Consider the following 17,994-nt stretch of genomic DNA (forward strand, 5'->3'; position numbering starts at 1 on the left):
CCAGCTCCGCAGTGTCCTGGGCCGTGATGGTGTTGCCGTTGTTGTCCGTCGCCGTCGCATCGATGGTCAGTTCGCCATCGGTCAGGCTGCTGACGTCCACATCGGTCAGGCTGTAGTTGCCATCCGCATTGACGGTGGCCGTGGCCGTGACGGTCTCACCGAACTGGTCGGTGATGGTGATGCTCACCTCACCGTTTTCAGCCACGTCGGTGCTGGTACCGCTGATGTCCAGCAGGCCGTCGTCGGAGTCGGCCGCCGTGACGCTCAGGTCTGCATCGAGCGCGGCGTCGGCGTCGGCCGTCGCCAGCGTCTCGCCTTCAATCGCCTCGCTCCCCCCGAGGGCGTTGGAGTCATAGGCGTAGGTGACCTCACCCACTTCCTCGGAGCCGCGAGCGATACGGACGAAGCTACCGCCCTCACCGGCGACACCGCCGTCCAGACCAGCGGCCGGGGCCTCGATCAGATCGGTGATGTCTTCGCCCCGATCCAGAGCCGCAATGATCTCCTCAACGGTGGCGTCGGCCACCTCGGCGTCCTGGGGTTCGGGTTCGGCGGATTCGGCAAGGTCCGGGGTGATGGTGGCCGACTCATTGCCGGCCAGCGTCATGGTGGAACCGTCCTCGAAGGCCATTTCGATGAAGGCGCCGTCTTCGGCGATCACTTCTTCGCCATGGAAGATTTGGTCGCCCGGCTGCAGGACGCGGGTGTTGCCGTCCTCGTCACGCGCAATGACGGTGCCGACAATGGATTCAACGGTCGCTACGACGACTTCGGACATGACGATCCCCTCGGAGACGGTAATGGTTCACAATTTTTGATGGGTACGATCCTAGGAGAGCGGTCGCCGGCGCGACAGCTGTACTGAAGTACAGGGGGCAGGAGAAGCGTACTGGGGCTCAACCGGGGAAGACCGACGAAATCGCGAGGATGTGGAGGCGGTTTCGAGCAGGAGATTGATGCGATTCTCCGCGCTCCTCGACTCCTGCGACTCGGAGCCCCGAAGGCGATCCATCCGTCAGGCAGCCCGCCCGAAGGGTGCTAATGAGGGTCGCCCCCCCTGGCCGACAACCAGAAGGATCGCCTGGGTCGGATCAGGCCGTGGGCCGGGACTCGCGCAGACGCGTAAGGTGCAGGACGAGCTGGACGCGATCGTCGACGTCGAGCTTCTTGAAGACCGACCCAAGGTGCATCTTGACCGTGCGCTCGGTCATGCCGAGCTGGCGTGCGATTTCCTTGTTGTGCGCGCCGGTGGTCACGGCCAGGGCGACCTGTCGTTCGCGCGGGGTCAGGTCCTCGAAGCCCTCGGGCGGTGTTTCCGGATCCTGCGGTTGCGCGCTGCGCACCGTGCGGATCATGCGGGTCATCAAATCGGGGCCCACCCACAGACCGCCCCCGGTGACTGTGCTTGCAATCGTTCGCAGCTGGGCAACGTTCGCCAGGGTATGGCAGTAGCCGTGCGCGCCGGCGTCGAAGGCACGGATACCTTCCTCGTCGTTCGGGTGGCGGGAGTGCACGATCACGCGGTGCACCCGCGTGCGCTGCCTGACCTGCTGTTCCCAGTCGGTGACATCCGTTCCCACCCAGCACGCCTCGGCGCCCTCGGGCAACGCCGCGGGAAACGGCGGCCGGAGCACCTGCGCATCCGGAAACGCCGCCTCCCAGCGCGGCGACGGCCGCGAATCTTGATCGATCAGGAAGATCTGCATGTCTCTCAGCGCTCCGTAAAGGCCAGATCGCCCGCGCGGAGGATCGGCTTCAGCAGGTACTGCAGGATAGTTCGTCGCCCGGTGATGATGTCCACCTGGGCCACCATCCCGGTCATGATCTGGTGCTCCTCGTCGAAGCCGGTCTCTTCGGTCCGCACGCGGACCTTGTAGAAGGTGTTGCCATCGTCGTCCGTGATTGTGTCCGGGCTGATGTGTTCGACCGTCGCCTCCAGCCCGCCATAGATCGCGAAGTCATACGCCGTGAACTTCACCCGCGCCTGCAGGCCCGGCCGTAGATAGGCGATATCCTGTGGCGATACTCGGGCCTCGATCAGGAGTTCGTCCTCCAGCGGGACCACCTCCGCCACCTCGCGCCCGGGCGAGATCACGCCGCCCCGAGTGGTCACGAACATCCTCTGCACAATCCCGGTCATCGGGGAGCGCACCTCGGACAGGCGCACACGGTCCTCGAGCCCTTCGGTCCCCTCGGCCAGCTCCTGCAGGCGTCCAAGCGTGTCGGCCAGCTCGGCGCGCCACTGGTTGCGGAAATTGAGCCGCACCTCGCGGATCTTCTCTTCCGCCTCCTCGATGGCGGCATTCAGGCGGGCGATCTGCGCCGTGGCCTGGTCGCGATCCCCACGCGCGTTGGACACCTCCCGCTGCAGGCGGAGCACTTCCACCTCTGAAACCGCCCCGCTTTGAACCAGCGGCTCGGTAACGTCCAGTTCCCGGCTGGCCAGTTCCAGTGCCCGCACAGCCTGGGTGCGGCGCGCCCGTACCTCGTTCAACTCCTCCTGGCGCTGGCGCATCTGTTCCTCGGCAATCCGGATGCGCGAGTTCAGTTCCGCCAGGCTTTCTTCATACAGTTGCTGTTCCTGCTCGACGATGGCGGGCGGGCCCTGTTGCAACTCCGGTGTCACCAGGAAGGGCGTATCCGAAAGCAACGCGATCAGGCGCGCCTGCCGGGCCCGCAGCGAAAACTCGCTGGCGCGGGCCTCGCCCAGATCAGAAAGAAAGCGTGTGGGATCAATACGGACCATGACATCGCCGCGTTCAACGACATCGCCCTCGCGCACGAGGATGTCCGAGACGACGCCCCCATCCATTGATTGCAGCACCTGAAGGTTCTGCGAGGGGATCACGCGCCCATCGCCACGCGCGACCTCGTCGATCTCCGCCACCGAGGCCCAGTACACGAGCAAGGCGAGCGTCACCAGAATCCCGTACAGCAGCGCACGGGCACGCAACGGCTTTTCCTGAATCTGGGTCCAGTCGGCATCCGAAGCCCAGTTCCGGTGGTCCGCGCCCTCCTTGGTCAGCCAGGGCCGAAAGATCCGGTCCACCATGGGTGCGCCGACCTTGCCGGCGCGATCCATCCCGCGCCCGAGGTCTTCGAACCCCTGTCCTTCCTTTCGCTTGCTCACACCTGTGCCTTCCCGACGCGGCCTTCCCGCAGGGCCTGGACCACCTGGTCTTTCGGCCCGTCCGCCACCACGCGGCCCTGATCCAGCACAATGATGCGGTCCACCAGCTCCAGCAGCGAGGTGCGATGGGTCACGATCACCGCCGTGCGGCCCTCCATGAATTCGGCCAGACGACGCTTCATCGCCTGCTCGGTCGAGTTGTCCATGGAGCTGGTGGGTTCGTCCAGCAGGAGCATGTTCGGCTCGTGTAGCACCGCGCGGGCCACCCCGACACTCTGTTTCTGGCCTCCCGACAGGCGCCCGCCACGCTCCCCGACCTGCATGTCGATGCCCTGCGGATGGGTGTTGATCAGGTCCTCGATACCGGATATACCGATCGCCTTGCGAATCGCCTCATCCGAAGCCAGCGGATCACTGGCGACCAGGTTTTCCCGGAGGCTGCCGTAGAACAGCGTCACCTCCTGACCCACATACCCCAAGGAACGCCGCAGCTCCGCCGGGTCGAGCTGACGCACGTCGATGCCGTCGACCATCACCGCGCCGCCGGTTGGCTGGTACAGGCCCATGATCAGCTTGGCCAGTGTGCTCTTGCCGGAACCGACCCGCCCCAGGATCGCCACATGCTCCCCCGGCTGGATGCGCAACGAGACGTTGCGCAATGCCGGGTTGGGCTGCTCGGGGTAGGCAAAGTCCACATTGCGGAACTCGATCGCCCCCTCGAAGCGATCGCGGCTGAGGAAATTCGATTCCGGTGGCCGCTCCACCGGCAGTGTCATGATCTCGTTAAGGGAGCCCAGCGCGGTGGAAGCCTGGTGATATTGCATCAACAGCCCCGCGGTCTGGCTGATCGGCGCCATCGCCCGGGAGGAAATCAGGTAGGCGGCAATCAGGCCGCCCATCGACAGATCGCCCTCCATCAGCAGAAACACGCCAAGGACAATAATGGCCACCCCGACGGTGTGCTGCGCCCATAGCGCGGTATGGGTAACGCTCGCCGTGAGCAGGCGATTCTGCGCACTGGTGCGGGCCAGATGCGCCGTCGAACGCTCCCAGGTCGCCTGGACTCGCCCCTCGGCGCTCAGCGCCTTCAGGGTCTCCGCACCGGCAAGGCTTTCCACCAGCGTGGAGTTACGCTGCGCTGCGACGCGGTAGCTCTCCTCCGCCAGCGCATGCAGCTTGCGGTGGATCGCCGTCGCGTACAGCAACAACACCAGCGCACCGATCACCACCGGTACCGCCAGCGGCCAGGCGATCAGCGCGATGATCGCAATGAACAACAGCGCAAACGGCAGATCGACAAAAGCGATGATCGTCGCCGAAGAGATGAAGCTGCGCACCGACTCGAACGCGCCGATATTGGACGCGAACGAGCCCACCGATGCCGGCCGATGCTCCATGCGCAGCCCCAGCACCCGCTCCATGATGTGCGAGGACAGCTTTACGTCCGCCCGCATCGCGGCCTTGTCCACAAAATGACTGCGCATGGTGCGCAAGACCAGATCGGCGATCAGCACGATCACCACGCCCGCGGCGAACATGAAGAGTGTTTCCGTCGCGTGGTTGGGGACGACGCGGTCGTACACGTTCAGCACGAACAGCGGCATCGCCAGGGCAAAGAGGTTGATCATGACCGCCGCCACGAGCACGTCGCGGTACAACGGCCGATTCTCGCGAATGACCCGCCAGAACCAGTGTCCCTTGTCTTCCTTCGACACGCGTGGTGCCCGCGCGTCCAGGCGGAACTCGGGGCGAACGTAGATCGCGCGGCCCAGATAGCGTGCCTTCAGACGATCGAGCGGGACTTCGATCACCGCGTCACCCACCTCCGGGTCGACGACGCGGGCCACGCTCTTGTCCTCGTTCCAGCCCACCAGGACCCAGGCCTCGTGGTTGTCGAGCAGCAGCAGGGCCGGCAGGAGCTCCTCTTTCAGCGCCCGCGGCTCGCGGGTCACCGTGCGCGTGGTCATCCCCGCGCGCCGCGCGGCACGATCCACCAGGCCCGGGCTGAGACGCCCGTCTTCCAACGGAAGGCCGGCACGGGCCGAATCCGCCGTCAGGTTCAGGCCATGGGTACGCGCTATGAGGATCAGCCCGCCCAGAAGGGGATCGGGACGATCGCTTGCATCCAAAACCGGGAGAGATTCCGTGGCGGCCGTCGCATCGCCCACAGGCCCTGCTGCGGCCTCTTGTTCGTCCGGTTTCGACCTCGCGGTATCGTCCGGTTCATCGGCATCGTGGCGGTTGATAGGTATCCCTCAGAAGGCAGCTTCAAAGCGGGGGCGGGTGCCCGATCCATCAACGCCCCCCGTTATGTCGATTGCGTCACAACTTTGCCTCGGGCGACCCTGCCAGCACAAGGCGATCACTACCCATCGACTAACGTCGAATTAACGCGCCGGCGGGCGCGGAAGAAACGACGCAGCTGATCGCCCGCCTCGTCTCCCCGAACACCGCGCAATACCTCGATATGGTGGTTATGAGAGGGATGGTGAATCAGGTCCAGGGCACCGCCAACAGCGCCTGTGCGGGGGTCGACTGCGCCGAAAACCAGCCGCGCCACCCTTGCGTGAATCATGGCTCCGGCACACATACTGCATGGCTCCAGAGTCACATAGAGCGTGGTACCCGGAAGCCGGTAGTTCCGCAGTCTTTCGCCGGCCGCACGCAACACCCGGACCTCGGCGTGGGAGGTCGGGTCGTGCTGCGCGATCGGGGCGTTGTGACAGGACGCCAAACAGGTTCCATCGGCGGCCACCAGCACCGCCCCGACCGGGACCTCGCCCAATTCGGCGGCACGTCCGGCCTCTTCCAGGGCCCGGGCCATCCAGAAGTCGTGGGCCTCCGGTTGCTCCGGCCGAGGTCCATCAGCCCCGGCGGGCGCCGGACTAGCGTCCGCCATCGGCCTGCGGTCCGGGCTTGGCCAGCGCCGACTCGATCGCGTTCGCCAGGTCGGCCGGCTTTTTCTGCGGGGCGAACCGGTCGATCACGCGGCCGTCGCGGCCGACCAGGAACTTGGTGAAGTTCCACTTGATGCCCTGCGTGCCCAGGGCACCCGGCGCCTGTGCCTTGAGGTGCCGGTAGAGCGGATGCGCACCGTCCCCGTTCACTTCGATCCTGGCGAATACCGGGAACGAGGCCCCGAATCTCACCCCGCAGGCCCGAATTTGGTCCGCATCACCCGGTTCCTGCCCGCCAAACTGGTTGCAGGGAAATCCCAGCACCCGGAACCCTTGTTCGGCGTAGCGATCATGCAGGGTCTGCAGGCCCTCGTACTGGGGGGTAAAACCGCACTCGCTCGCGACGTTCACGATGAGCAGGACATCACCCCGCCAGTCCGCCAACGGCTGCTCGCCTCCCTCCGGCAACGGCGCGGAAAAGTCGAAAACGTCGCTCATTCGCGGGCCTCCCCTTCGGCTTCGCGCAGCAGTTCGTGCTCCAGCTCCGCGAGGACATCAGCGGTCGCCTGCGACAACGCGGAGACCAGGCGCGCCGCCGAACGCCGGTCGATGGTGTGTTGTGCCTCCATGTGGACCAGGCGGGAACGCTCCGCCGTGCGCAACTGGGTACGCAGGCCAACGCGGCCCATTCCCCGCACAGGTTGTTCGGCATCCGCCGCTGGAAGCGTGTCCAGGTTCGCGGCGTCGAGATCGCCATAGAGGGCCGTCACCAGCAGGTGAAGCTCCACTGCGGGTCGCCCCTCGGCCCGGACGTCGGCCGCGCTGCCGACCAGTTCGACGGCCGCACCCTCCCGCGTCCAGCGCTCGCGCAACAGCTGCTCGATCTGTTCGCCCGGGGTCAGAAACCATTCGTTGTAGTAGTCGGATTCGTAACGATGGTCGCCCAGGCGGTAGACCAACCCCTTGCCGGAGTAGGCCGGCGCCACGCGCACCGAGCCCAGTTCGACCGCCAGGGGACGATCCGTTTCGGCCTGCAGAGGGGCCGGTTCGGCCGGCAACTCCAGCAGGAACCATGACCGGTCCACCGCATCGCGCTCGGGAATCAACGTGCAACCGCCCAGAAGCCAGGCCGTCAGCAGTACGGCGGGTAAGGTCCATCGGATCATCAGTTACTCCTCGTCCATCGTGCTGCGCGGCGGCGGCGCACCAAACAGTGCACCGCCCGGATTACGGCGAACATCGTCCGACAGACTACGCAATCCACCCATCGCGGCCTGCAGTTCGTCGAGGGTTTCCAGCAACTTGCCCTCGCTCACGTCCATTCCACGATTCAGGCGCTCCACCATCGAATCCATCCGGTCCACCAGACGTCCGACATCGGCGGCCTCGGCGGTCTCGCGCAGCTCGCGCAGCGCGGCGCGGGTCTCGCTGGGCAGGGCCTGGGTATCCGGGTGTTCGACCAGACGCTCCACCGACTCCATCACCCGGTTCGCCGTGCGGGTCGTGGTCTTCAGCTCTTCGATCATTTCATCCGCCTGTTCCGCCAGGCGCCCGGTATCCAGTTCGCTGAGCGCGGTGTCCACCGTGATCAGCAGGCTGGTCAGGTTATCCACGACGCCCTCGATATCCAGCTCGTCGATGCGCTTGAGCAGGCTTTCTGCATATTCGAGGAACTGCATTGCGGTACTGGGCGCCGACGGGACATAGATCGAATGCGGCTCCCAGTCATGCGCCAATGGGGGATGATTCTCCGGGTCGGAGAAATCCGTCTCCAGGTAGTTCATGCCGGTGATCCCCTGCGCCGCCATGCGCACGCGCAGACCCGCGTCGATCAGGCTCTCGAGAATACGGTTCTCGAACTCGCCTTCCTGTGCACTGGCGGCGAAACGGTCCGGATACAGCCGCGCCCGCACCATCACGTAGCGCCGGCGATCACGCGGGCGCACGTCGGATTCGTACACCACCGAGGTAAACGTCAAATCAGTGACCTCCCCGATGTTCACGCCGCGAAACTTCACCGGCGCGCCCACCTCCAGGCCCTGCACCGAGGAATCCATGTATGTCTCGATCTGGATGGACGGACGCAGCAGGTTACCCGCCGTCAGAATCAGCAATGCCGCCACCAGGGCCGCCAGCCCGCCGAGGATGAACAACCCCAGCCGGAAATGATGTCGGGCACTCATGCGGGCCTCTCTTCGTCGGAATCTGTCCGCCGCAGGAACCGCTGCACCCACGGATGATTCGATGTGTCACGCAGGGTCGCCGGGTCGCCCTCGGCCGCAATCCCCTGGCTTTCCTTGTCGAGCATAATCACCCGGTCGGCAATCGCAAAAATGCTGGCCAGTTCGTGGCTGACAATCACCATGGTCATGCCCAGGGTCCGCGCCAGGCGCTGGATCAGCCGATCCAGGTCCGCCGAGGTGATGGGATCCAGGCCGGCCGAGGGCTCGTCCAGGAACAGGACCTCCGGGTCCAGCACCATGGCCCGCGCGATGGCCGCGCGTTTCTGCATGCCACCGCTGATCTCCGAGGGCATGAAATCGGCAAACGCCCCCAACCCCACCAGCTGCAGACGGGCGCGTGCGATGGCGTCCATGGCCTGGCGCGGCAATTTCGTATGCACCTCCAGTGGCAGACGCACGTTTTCCAGCAGGGTCATCGACCCGAATAATGCGCCCATCTGGTACATAACGCCGACCCGCCGCAGAATCGCCTCGCGCTGCGCGCCCTCCGCTTCGGCGATATCCGACCCGGCTACCCAGATATGCCCGGCCTGCGGCCGGTTAAGCCCGATCATGTGCTTGAGAAGCGTGCTCTTGCCACTACCGGAGCCTCCCAGGATGACGAAGATCTCGCCCCGGCGAACATCGAAGTTCAGATCGCGCATCAGCACAAGGTCATCGAAACCCATGGTCAGCCCGCGAACACGGATAACCACTTCGCCTTGCGTGCCATCCGGGACGGTCATGCCCGCGTCGGTCATGCCTCAGACCCCCAGATGGTAGAACAGCACGGCGAACACGCCGTCCAGCACCACAATGAGAATGATGGATGTCACTACCGCGCTGGTGGTGGAAAGCCCGACCGAGGCAGCCCCGCTACCGGTCTGCAATCCGCGCAGACAGCCTACCCCGGCGACCACCAGGCCGAACACCACCGCCTTGACCAGCCCGGAAAACAGGTCCGAAAGTGACAGCGCGGACGTCACCTGATTGAAGAACGCCACCCAGGGAATGCCGAAGCCCTGCATCACCACCGCAGCGCCGATCAGCCCGATCATGTTCGCGTACAGGGCCAGTAACGGCGCAACCAGCAACCCCGCGAGCACCTTCGGCAACACAAGAAAACGCACCGGATCCAGCCCCATTGTCTTCAGGGCGTTGACCTCTTCGTTCACCTTCATCGTGCCGATCTCGGCCGCGAAGGCGGCCCCCGAGCGGCCCGCCAGCAGGATCGCCATCATCAACGGCCCCAGTTCGCGGAACAGCGAGACCGCGACCAGGTTGGCCACGAAGATCTCGCCCCCGAACTGGCGCATCGCGATCGCCGACTGAAAGGCCAGGATCACGCCCAGCAGGAAGGCAATCAGCGAAACAATCGGCAAGGCCTGGAAGCCCGCCGCCTCCGCCACCCGCAGGGTATCGCCCCACCGCACCTGGCGCGGGTGGCGCAGGGCACTGCCCACGGCTCGGGTCAACTCGCCGACAAAGCTGAACTGCGAGTGTGCCGCACGCCCTACCCGGTCCACGCCGTCCATCCAGCCCTGCCACCAGCCACGTCCATCGGCGGCGCGAGCCGGCTCGACCGCATCCAGCTCGCGGTACGGGGCAAGCTGCTCCTCGACCATCCGGCCCATACCCTCGAACCGGACCTCCGCATCTGCGCGCGCAAAGTCTTGCTCCAGCGCATGCAGCAACGCCGCCCCCGCCCCGTCGCAATACTCGACGCCCCGCAGGTCCACCAGCACCGCACCCGCCGCCTGCTGCCCCAGATCGCGGGCACGGCGCCGCAGCGAGCCCCAGTGTTGCTCTACGGCATGCACATCCAGCCGCCCCGACAGGCGCAGCCGGGGCGCGGGATCGACTGTGGCATCATATTCGAACGGGGGTTCCGCACTGGCGGCCGTGGAATCCATCGCGTGACTCGCGGAAAACGAGCCTTCATGGTAGCCGCATCCTGGCACCTGGAACCATTCGCCGGTGAAGAACTCTTCAAGGCAGACTGCCAATCCATCCGCCGCAACCAACAACGAGGCTCGAATGTCATCGGCCAAGGACGCCCTGCAACAGGTAGAACACGCACTGAACGAGGTCCTCCTTGGCAAACCCGAGCCGGTCCGCCTGGCGCTGGCCTGCCTGCTGGCCAATGGGCACCTGTTGATCGAGGACGTGCCCGGGGTGGGCAAGACCACCCTGGCCCACGCCCTGGCCCGGGCGATGAACCTCGAGTACCAGCGCGTGCAGTTCACCAGTGACCTGCTGCCCGGCGATGTCCTCGGCGTCTCCATCTTCGAGCAGGCCAGCGGCCAGTTCCGCTTCCACCCCGGGCCGATCTTCACCCAGGTCCTGCTCGCCGACGAGATCAACCGCGCGCCCCCGAAGACCCAGAGTGCCCTGCTGGAAGCAATGGAAGAGCGCCAGGCCAGCGTGGAGGGCGCCACCCGCGAATTGCCGGTGCCGTTTTTCGTCATCGCCACCCAGAATCCGGAGGAGCAGGTCGGCACTCACCCGCTGCCGGAATCCCAGCTCGACCGGTTCCTTATGCGCATCCAGCTTGGCTACCCGGACGCCGGCGCCGAACGGGCCCTGCTGGAACGCAGCGGGCCCGCCCCCGCGGCCGCACCGGTGGCGGAGAGCCACCCCACCCCGCCCCGCCTGGTGGCCCCGCACCAGTTGCGGGAGTGGCAGGACCGGGTGGCCGAGGTCCATGCCGGCGCTGAGGTCCTCGACTATCTCCAGGGCCTGATCAGTGCCAGCCGCGACCGAGCGCGCTTCGCCCACGGCCTGTCACCGCGTGCCGGGCTGGGGCTGCTGCGTGCGGCCCGGGCCCACGCCTTCCTGGAGGGCCGTGACTACACGACACCCGACGATATCGCCCACGTGTTGCCAGCCGTTGCCGGGCATCGGGTGCGCGCACGCGAGCCGGAGGCCCCCGAACGCACGGTCGCGCGCCTGATGGAATGCGTCCCGACTCCATGACCGGCCCCGCTCGCTCGCGCGGCCGCATGGCCCGCCTGCGCGACGATGCCATCCGCTGGATCACCCGGCGCCACGCACACGATGGCGACCAGGCGCACCTCGGGCGCGACCGCATCTACATCCTGCCCACGCGTGCCGGGTACACCCTGTTCGGCATCATCCTGGTGATGCTCCTGGGATCGATCAACTACTCCAACAACATGGCGTTCCTGCTGACCTTCCTGCTGGTGGGCATCGGCCATAACGCCATGTGGTACACCCATCGCAACCTGCTGGGTTTGCAGGTCTCCACCCTGCCCGTCCCTGCGGTATTTGCCGGTCAACCGCTGACCCTCCCGCTACGCCTGAGCGAAACCGCTGGACGGGCCCGCGAGGCCCTGGTCCTGCGCATCGGGACGCACACCAGCGCCCCCTTCCCGGTCCCGGCACAGGGGACCCATACCGCACAGCTGGAGCTGCCCGGACTCGCACGCGGCGTCTACCGCCTGCCACGCCAGCGGCTGGACACACGCTACCCGCTGGGCATCCTGCAGGTCTGGAGCTGGCTGACCCTGGCACCGGAGATCGTGGTCTACCCGGCGCCGATCGATCCGGGACACACCGCCGGGGACGATGGCGAAGAAGCCGCAGGGGCGCACGACCGGCGCGAGGGTGATGCGCCCGACCAGATCCGCCCCTACCGCACAGGCGATCCACCCGGTCGCATCGTCTGGAAGGCCTTCGCCCGCAGCGGCAAGCTGCATGTCCGTGAATTCGCCAGCGGCCAGGGTGATCGTCTGTGGCTGGAATGGGGGGCCATGCCCGCCTCCGATACCGAGACCCGCCTGTCCATGCTGTGCCATCAGGTACTCGCGGCCCACGCGGAGGGCCGCGTCTTCGGCCTGCGCCTGCCCGACCAGGCCCTGGAGCCGGCCCAGGGGGTCGTTCACCGCGATCACTGCCTGCATGCCCTTGCGCGGTTCCGCAGCACCCCGGTCGAAATGAACCCGGAGCCGGGCCCATGAGAGACAAGACCGCCAGGCCTGCAGACCACACGGATCTGCGCGGATTGGAGCTGGCCCTGGTCGCCCTGCCGGTCGCCGCCCTGCCACACGTCTGGCATCAGCCACCGTGGATCACCGCGCTGGTCGTGCTCGCGATCGCCGCGCGGGCGTGGCTGCTGGGCACGGGCCGCCCCGCGCCTTCGCTGGGCGTGATGAGCGTACTGGCCGTGATCGCCGGTGGCCTGACCTTCGCGCAGTTTGGCACCGTATTCGGCCAGGAGGCCGGCACCGCGCTGCTGCTGGTGATGATCGCCTTCAAGTTGCTGGAGACCCGCAACCGCCGCGACATCGTGATCGCACTGTTCCTCGGCTACTTCGTGGTGGTCACCACCTATTTCTTCGACCAATCCATCCTGATCGCGGCCTATTCGCTCCTGGCCACCTGGCTGCTCACCGCCGCGCTGATCCAGGTGCATGCCGGACGCGTGATCCCCCGCCCGCGCCTCGCGCGGCAGGCGGGCGCCATGCTGCTGCATGCCCTGCCCTTCATGCTGATCCTGTTCTTCGTCTTTCCGCGCGTCGAGGGTCCGCTGTGGGGCGACCCACAACGCGAGCAGACCGCGCGCACCGGGTTGTCCGGCGAGCTCAATCCCGGCGATATCGCCAACCTGCTGCAGGACGAATCGACCGCGCTGCGGGTCGAATTCGACCGCCAAGTGCCGCCCCTGCGGGCGCAATACTGGCGCGCCCTGGTCATGACGGACTTCGATGGCCGGCGCTGGTCCGCAGACGAAAATCGCTCGGTGATCCAGCCCACGGCCGCCGACACCGACAACGTCATCCGCTACACCGCCACCCTGGAGCCCACCCGAGCGCGCTATCTGCCGATGCTGGATTACCCAAGCGCCCTGCCCGAGGATGCCGAGCTGCGCGCGAACTACCAAGTCCTGCGCGATCGCCCCGTGACCAGCCGCATCCAGTACAGCGCCGAGGCCGCCCTGACCCCCCCACCCGGAGCGGGCGAACCCACACTGGATCCACAGGAGCGTACCCGCGCACTGCACCTGCCGACTTCCGCCGCGCCCCGGTCGCGGGCCGAGGTTGCCCTGTGGCGCGCCACCCACGGAGACGACGATCGCGCCATCATCCAGGCGGCCCTGCAACGCTTCAGCGCCGAGCCATACCGCTACACTCTCCAGCCGCCACGCCTCGAAGACGACACCACCGACACCTTCCTGTTCGAGACCCAGGCCGGTTACTGCGAGCATTATGCCTCCGCGTTTGCAGTGCTGATGCGCGCGGCCGATATCCCGACCCGCGTCGTCACCGGCTACCAGGGCGGAGCATGGCAGGCCCGTGGCGAATACCTGCGCCTGCGCAACGCCGATGCCCACGCCTGGAACGAGGTCTGGCTGGATGGCGAAGGCTGGATCCGGGTCGACCCCACCGCCGCCATCGCACCCGAACGCATCGAGCAGGGGCTGCCCGGGCTGGCCAGCGACACCGGCGAGGAGATACCCGGCTTTCTTCGCCGCGGGGAGGGGCTCTCCTGGCTGCAGCGGGCGCGCTTCGGGATGGACGACTGGGGCGACTTCGTACGCTTTCGCTGGGAAAGCTGGGTGCTGGCCTTCGACCCCGAACGCCAGCGCGAGCTCTTCGCTCGCCTCGGGCTGGATTCGCAGGACTGGCGCTCGGTCCTGATCGCGCTGGGGGTTGGGTTCGGCAGCCTGGCGCTGATCGCCCTGACCTGGGTAGGGCTGCGCCGGCCGCGCCAGCGGCACGCGCCCGCCGATCGCGTACTGCAACAACTATCGCGCCGCATCGCGCGCCACGACCGCCGCCTGGAGCGCCAGGCCCACGAGCCTGTGGATGCCTGGTCCCGCCGCGTCGCACGGGCGCGCCCGGATCTGAGGGAATCCTTGAAGGCCTTCGCAGAGACCTACAACCGCCAGCGTTTCGCCCCGTTGACGCCCGAACAACGCCGGGAGGATTTGCGTCACCTGCGCGGCCTGCTGTACGCGGTACCGCGCGGGAAGCCACCCGCGCCCCGACCGGACCCTGCCCACGCGTAGTGCGCGCCCGTGTTTCCGGCGCCCCAAAACGACTCGGGGCCGCCCGGTCTGTCTGACCCGGACGGCCCCGTTTTCTGTCCACGATCCGCGTGAGCGAATCGCCCCGAATAACGCCTTATGCCGCGTCGTTACGGAAGATGAAGTGGTGCCGGGCACCACGCCGCTCGTCCTGACGCCGCGCGACCTTCTGCACCTCGGGACGGTTGGCAAACTGCGCCAGGGTAATCCCGTCGAGGAAGTCGTAGAGCTGCTGGCTCAGGTCGTCCCACAGCTCGTGGGTCAGGCAGCGATCGCCGTCCTGGCAGTCCTTGTGGCCCTTGCAGCGCGTCACGTCGACTGTTTCATCGACCGCCGTAATGATGTTGGCAATGCTGATCTGGTCCGCACGCTTGGCCAGGCGATAACCGCCACCCGGGCCCCGCACGCCTTCCACCAGATCGGCCTTGCGCAGCTTGGCAAACAGCTGCTCGAGGTAGGACAGCGAAATGCCCTGGCACTGCGAGATGTCGGCAAGCGTCACGGGCCCGATCCGGTCGTGAATCGCGAGATCCATCATGGCCGTCACTGCATAGCGGCCCTTGGTTGAGAGTTTCATGCTTGTTGCCTCCGAATAACCTTGAGTATGTGTCCTGCTCGACATCCGTTCGCAGGCTGGCATCCATTCTTAATTCCTGACAACGCCTGTCAAGAATAATTCCTTATTTACCTGACAATGGTAGTCGGGAATAATTCCCTCATTCTAGCAGGCGAATGAAGAAAGATCACGGAATGCTAACGTAGGTATTCAGAACCGTTCCATGCAACGGAGTTCCCCGGCACAAGAGCCAATCGGCAACGGGCCAGCCTTGGCAGAAGGCAGGGGGGAGGAAGGACGAAGAGACGATATGCCCGAGCGGAGACGCGCTTTTCCGATGGGTACCGGAGATGACGGACGTGCCCGTCCGGGCACTTGGCTTGTCAGCCGGACGACCGACTGAGCTCCGGCACGGCCGGACCCTCGAGGATCATCACCAGCGTCCCGACCGGCAGGCGCGGGAACAGCTCGATCACTTCATCGTTGCGCATGCGCACACAGCCCTCCGAGGCCGGTTCGCCAATGCGTCCCTCCTCGTCGGTCCCGTGAATGTAGATGTACCGGCGCAGCGAATCCACATTGCCGCCCCGATTGATGCCCGGCTCCAGCCCTTCCAGCCAGAGGATCCGCGAGGTGATGTTGTCGCGCGGGCTTTGCGCGCCCGGCTCGGTCAGGATTTCCGCAATCTGGCCGGTGTTGCCACGGGCACGGAAGATCGTGCCCCGCGGCGCGCTGTCACCGAAGCGCTCGGCAATCCGATGCAGGCCCAGCGGTGTCTTGAAGGTGCCCTCCTCGAAACCTACCCCGCGCGCCGAGGTCGATACATCGAAGATCTCCGTCACCCGCCCGGCCTCCCAGACGTACAGCCGCTGCTGGTCCACCCGGACCACCACCACCGGGACATCATCCGCATTGGGGGCTCGTTCGCGGGCATCCCGGACGACGGGTTCGATCCATTGGAGACTGGGCAAGAGCACCTCGCGTCTACTTCTTGTTGGCCAGATCCAGCACCTCGCCGGCGACCGGCGTGTTCACCAGCCCGTCACCGCGCAGCGCTGCTAGGTGTTCCAGGTAGTCCGGAGGCAGTCCAGTCACGTACTCCCCGGTGAAGACCGAGCAGTCGAACTCCTGGATGTTCCGGTTGCCGCGGCGCACGGCCTTTTGCAGGTCTTCAAGGTCCTGGTAGATCAAGCGGTCGGCGGCAATCGCCTCGCACACCTGGGCCTCGTCCCGACCGTGGGCAATCAGCTCGTCGGCGGCCGGCATGTCGATCCCGTACACGTTGGGATAGCGCACCGGCGGCGCGGCCGAGGCGAAATAGACCTTCTTCGCCCCGGCCTCGCGCGCCATCATCACGATCTCGCGCGAGGTCGTGCCGCGCACGATGGAGTCGTCCACGAGCATCACGTTCTTGCCGCGGAACTCCAGCGAGATCGCGTTGAGCTTCTGGCGCACGGATTTCCGCCGCTTGGTCTGGCCCGGCATGATGAACGTACGCCCGATGTAGCGGTTCTTGATGAACCCCTCGCGGTACTTGATGTTCAGTTCGTGCGCCATCTCCAGCGCCACGGTACGCCCGGTGTCGGGGATCGGCACGATCACGTCGATGTCGTGATCCGGCCAGATACGCCGGATCTTTTCACCCAATGCGGTCCCCATGCGCATGCGCGCGCGGTGGACGAACACGTTGTCGATCACCGAGTCCGGGCGCGCGAAGTAGACGTGCTCGAAGATGCACGGGTTCAGGCGGGTCCCCTCGGCACACACGCGCGTGCTGACCTCGCCGTCCGGCGTGATGAACACCGCCTCGCCCGGCGCCAGGTCCCGCTCCAGATCAAAGCCCTGGGACTCCAGCGCGGCACTTTCCGAGGCGACCATCCATTCGCGCCCGCCCTCTTCGGCCTCGCGCGAGCCATAAACAATGGGTCGAATGCCGTGCGGATCGCGGAACGCCAGCAAACCGCCCCCGGCGATCATCGCGACCACCGCGTAGGCGCCTTCCGCCCGCTGATGCACGCGTTCCACCGCATCGAACACGGAATCCGGCGTCAGCCCGTTGTCGAGGAAGCGCAGCAGCTCCTGGGCAAAGACGTTCAGGAGGATCTCGGAGTCCGAATCGGTATTGATGTGCCGCCGATCCGTGGCGTACAGCGCCTGCTTGAGCTCGCGCGCGTTCGTCAGGTTGCCGTTGTGCCCCAGCGTAATCCCGAATGGCGAGTTCACGTAGAACGGCTGCGCCTCGGCCGAGCTCGACGAACCGGCCGTCGGGTAGCGCACGTGGCCGATACCCATATGGCCCGTCAGGCTCTGCATGTGCTGGTTGTTGAACACATCGCGCACCAGACCGTTGTCCTTGCGCAGATGCAGCCGCCCGTCATCGTCACAGGTCACAATGCCTGCGGCATCCTGGCCCCGGTGCTGCAAGACCAGCAGGGCGTCATAAAGGGGCTGGTTCACCGGGCTGCGCCCGACGATTCCGACAACTCCACACATACGGTTTCAGGCTCCAGGGTTTTGCAAACGCTGACCAAAGCCGTTCACGGCCTGTCAGCACACATTGCGCTGCCAATGCCGTTTGCAGCTCGCTTCTAGGGCGTCGCCGGCTCGTCGGCGTCGGGGATTACTTCTTCGACCGGCTCGTCACTCGCCAGCAGATCATGGATCTGTTCCTGCCAGCCTTCCGGCAATTGGGCAATCAGCCAATCCACCAGGCGCTCGAACTCCGGGATCAGGCGGCTGTTTTCCCACCAGGACTCGTCCGGCATCAAGGTCAGCGAGGCAAGGAAGATCAGTACCGCCACCAGCAGCACGCCGCGCAGCAGCCCGAAGATCACGCCCAGCGAGCGGTCGGTACCGGTCAGCCCGGTTCCCTTCACCAGGCGGTTGGCCACTACTCCGAGGATGCCGCCCACAATCAGGACGCCAATAAAGATCAGGGCGAAGCCAATGCCCAGGCGCAGGGTGGCATCCGAAACCGCCTGGGGGATTTGTTCCGCCACCTCGGCCGCATAGCGGATACCCAGCCACACGCCCACGATCCACGTGGCGAGCGAAAAGGACTCGCGCACGAAGCCACGGAAAAGGCTGATCAGCCCTGACGCAACGATCAGGGCGATGATGATGAGGTCGATCCAGTTCAC

General features: G+C 66.0%; 17 protein-coding genes. 3 read left to right on the forward strand and 14 right to left on the reverse strand.

Going from position 1 to position 17,994, the window contains the following annotated elements; translation table 11 throughout:
• The 10 genes from G333_RS15265 to G333_RS0108860 form a co-directional block, all read right to left on the reverse strand.
• On the reverse strand, window positions 1-778 hold a 778-nt coding region (locus G333_RS15265), incomplete at its 3' end, for a retention module-containing protein (protein WP_019628232.1).
• Between the two features lie 313 nt (window positions 779-1,091).
• Window positions 1,092-1,706 carry a response regulator transcription factor gene (locus G333_RS0108820; RefSeq protein WP_019628233.1) on the reverse strand — a complete coding sequence of 205 codons (615 nt, stop codon included), beginning with the start codon at window positions 1,704-1,706 and terminating at the stop codon, window positions 1,092-1,094.
• Between the two features lie 5 nt (window positions 1,707-1,711).
• Entirely contained in the window at window positions 1,712-3,130 is a 1,419-nt protein-coding gene (locus G333_RS0108825; RefSeq protein WP_018951738.1) for an HlyD family type I secretion periplasmic adaptor subunit, read from the reverse strand.
• A complete protein-coding gene (locus G333_RS0108830; RefSeq protein WP_019628234.1) occupies window positions 3,127-5,259 on the reverse strand; it encodes a type I secretion system permease/ATPase in 2,133 nt (710 codons plus the stop codon). Before G333_RS0108830 ends, G333_RS0108825 begins: the two co-directional genes overlap by 4 nt.
• Before the next feature lie 236 nt (window positions 5,260-5,495).
• Entirely contained in the window at window positions 5,496-6,029 is a 534-nt protein-coding gene (tadA, locus tag G333_RS0108835) for a tRNA adenosine(34) deaminase TadA (protein WP_018937734.1), read from the reverse strand.
• Entirely contained in the window at window positions 6,016-6,525 is a 510-nt protein-coding gene (locus G333_RS0108840; protein WP_019628235.1) for a glutathione peroxidase, read from the reverse strand. The genes tadA and G333_RS0108840 overlap by 14 nt, the downstream gene beginning before the upstream one ends.
• The gene (locus tag G333_RS0108845; RefSeq protein WP_019628236.1) at window positions 6,522-7,193 is read right to left on the reverse strand and encodes a membrane integrity-associated transporter subunit PqiC; all 672 of its coding nucleotides are present in this window, start codon (window positions 7,191-7,193) and stop codon (window positions 6,522-6,524) included. The genes G333_RS0108840 and G333_RS0108845 overlap by 4 nt, the downstream gene beginning before the upstream one ends.
• 3 nt (window positions 7,194-7,196) lie before the next feature.
• Entirely contained in the window at window positions 7,197-8,210 is a 1,014-nt protein-coding gene (locus tag G333_RS0108850) for an MlaD family protein (RefSeq protein WP_019594098.1), read from the reverse strand.
• Window positions 8,207-9,010: an ABC transporter ATP-binding protein gene (locus tag G333_RS0108855; RefSeq protein ID WP_019628237.1), complete on the reverse strand. Its 804-nt coding sequence runs from the start codon at window positions 9,008-9,010 to the stop codon at window positions 8,207-8,209. The genes G333_RS0108850 and G333_RS0108855 overlap by 4 nt, the downstream gene beginning before the upstream one ends.
• A gap of 3 nt (window positions 9,011-9,013) precedes the next feature.
• Complete coding sequence (locus G333_RS0108860; RefSeq protein WP_018937739.1) at window positions 9,014-10,162, reverse strand: MlaE family lipid ABC transporter permease subunit; 1,149 nt, start codon at window positions 10,160-10,162, stop codon at window positions 9,014-9,016.
• 124 nt (window positions 10,163-10,286) lie between these two features.
• Here G333_RS0108860 and G333_RS0108865 point away from each other — a divergent pair, with 124 nt between their 5' ends.
• Genes G333_RS0108865 through G333_RS0108875 form a run of 3 tightly spaced genes read left to right on the forward strand, consistent with a single transcriptional unit; the run spans window position 10,287 to window position 14,280 of the window.
• Window positions 10,287-11,225 carry a MoxR family ATPase gene (locus G333_RS0108865; protein WP_018951743.1) on the forward strand — a complete coding sequence of 313 codons (939 nt, stop codon included), beginning with the start codon at window positions 10,287-10,289 and terminating at the stop codon, window positions 11,223-11,225.
• Window positions 11,207-12,229, forward strand: a complete 1,023-nt coding sequence (locus G333_RS0108870; protein ID WP_026340933.1) for a DUF58 domain-containing protein — start codon at window positions 11,207-11,209, stop codon at window positions 12,227-12,229. Before G333_RS0108865 ends, G333_RS0108870 begins: the two co-directional genes overlap by 19 nt.
• A gap of 44 nt (window positions 12,230-12,273) precedes the next feature.
• Window positions 12,274-14,280, forward strand: a complete 2,007-nt coding sequence (locus G333_RS0108875; RefSeq protein WP_019628239.1) for a transglutaminaseTgpA domain-containing protein — start codon at window positions 12,274-12,276, stop codon at window positions 14,278-14,280.
• 115 nt (window positions 14,281-14,395) lie between these two features.
• On the opposite strand, the gene iscR is transcribed toward G333_RS0108875, so the two are convergent.
• The 4 genes from iscR to G333_RS0108895 form a co-directional block, all read right to left on the reverse strand.
• Window positions 14,396-14,875: a Fe-S cluster assembly transcriptional regulator IscR gene (gene iscR, locus G333_RS0108880; RefSeq protein WP_018951746.1), complete on the reverse strand. Its 480-nt coding sequence runs from the start codon at window positions 14,873-14,875 to the stop codon at window positions 14,396-14,398.
• A gap of 362 nt (window positions 14,876-15,237) precedes the next feature.
• Window positions 15,238-15,825 (reverse strand): L,D-transpeptidase, encoded by a 588-nt coding sequence (locus G333_RS0108885; protein ID WP_019628240.1) that lies wholly within the window; start codon window positions 15,823-15,825, stop codon window positions 15,238-15,240.
• Between the two features lie 13 nt (window positions 15,826-15,838).
• Entirely contained in the window at window positions 15,839-17,347 is a 1,509-nt protein-coding gene (purF, locus tag G333_RS0108890) for an amidophosphoribosyltransferase (protein WP_018169616.1), read from the reverse strand.
• 95 nt (window positions 17,348-17,442) lie between these two features.
• Window positions 17,443-17,994 (reverse strand): CvpA family protein, encoded by a 552-nt coding sequence (locus G333_RS0108895; protein WP_019628241.1) that lies wholly within the window; start codon window positions 17,992-17,994, stop codon window positions 17,443-17,445.

It is taken from the genome of Thioalkalivibrio sp. AKL10, assembly GCF_000381845.1.
In the GTDB taxonomy this organism is placed as follows: domain Bacteria; phylum Pseudomonadota; class Gammaproteobacteria; order Ectothiorhodospirales; family Ectothiorhodospiraceae; genus Thioalkalivibrio; species Thioalkalivibrio versutus.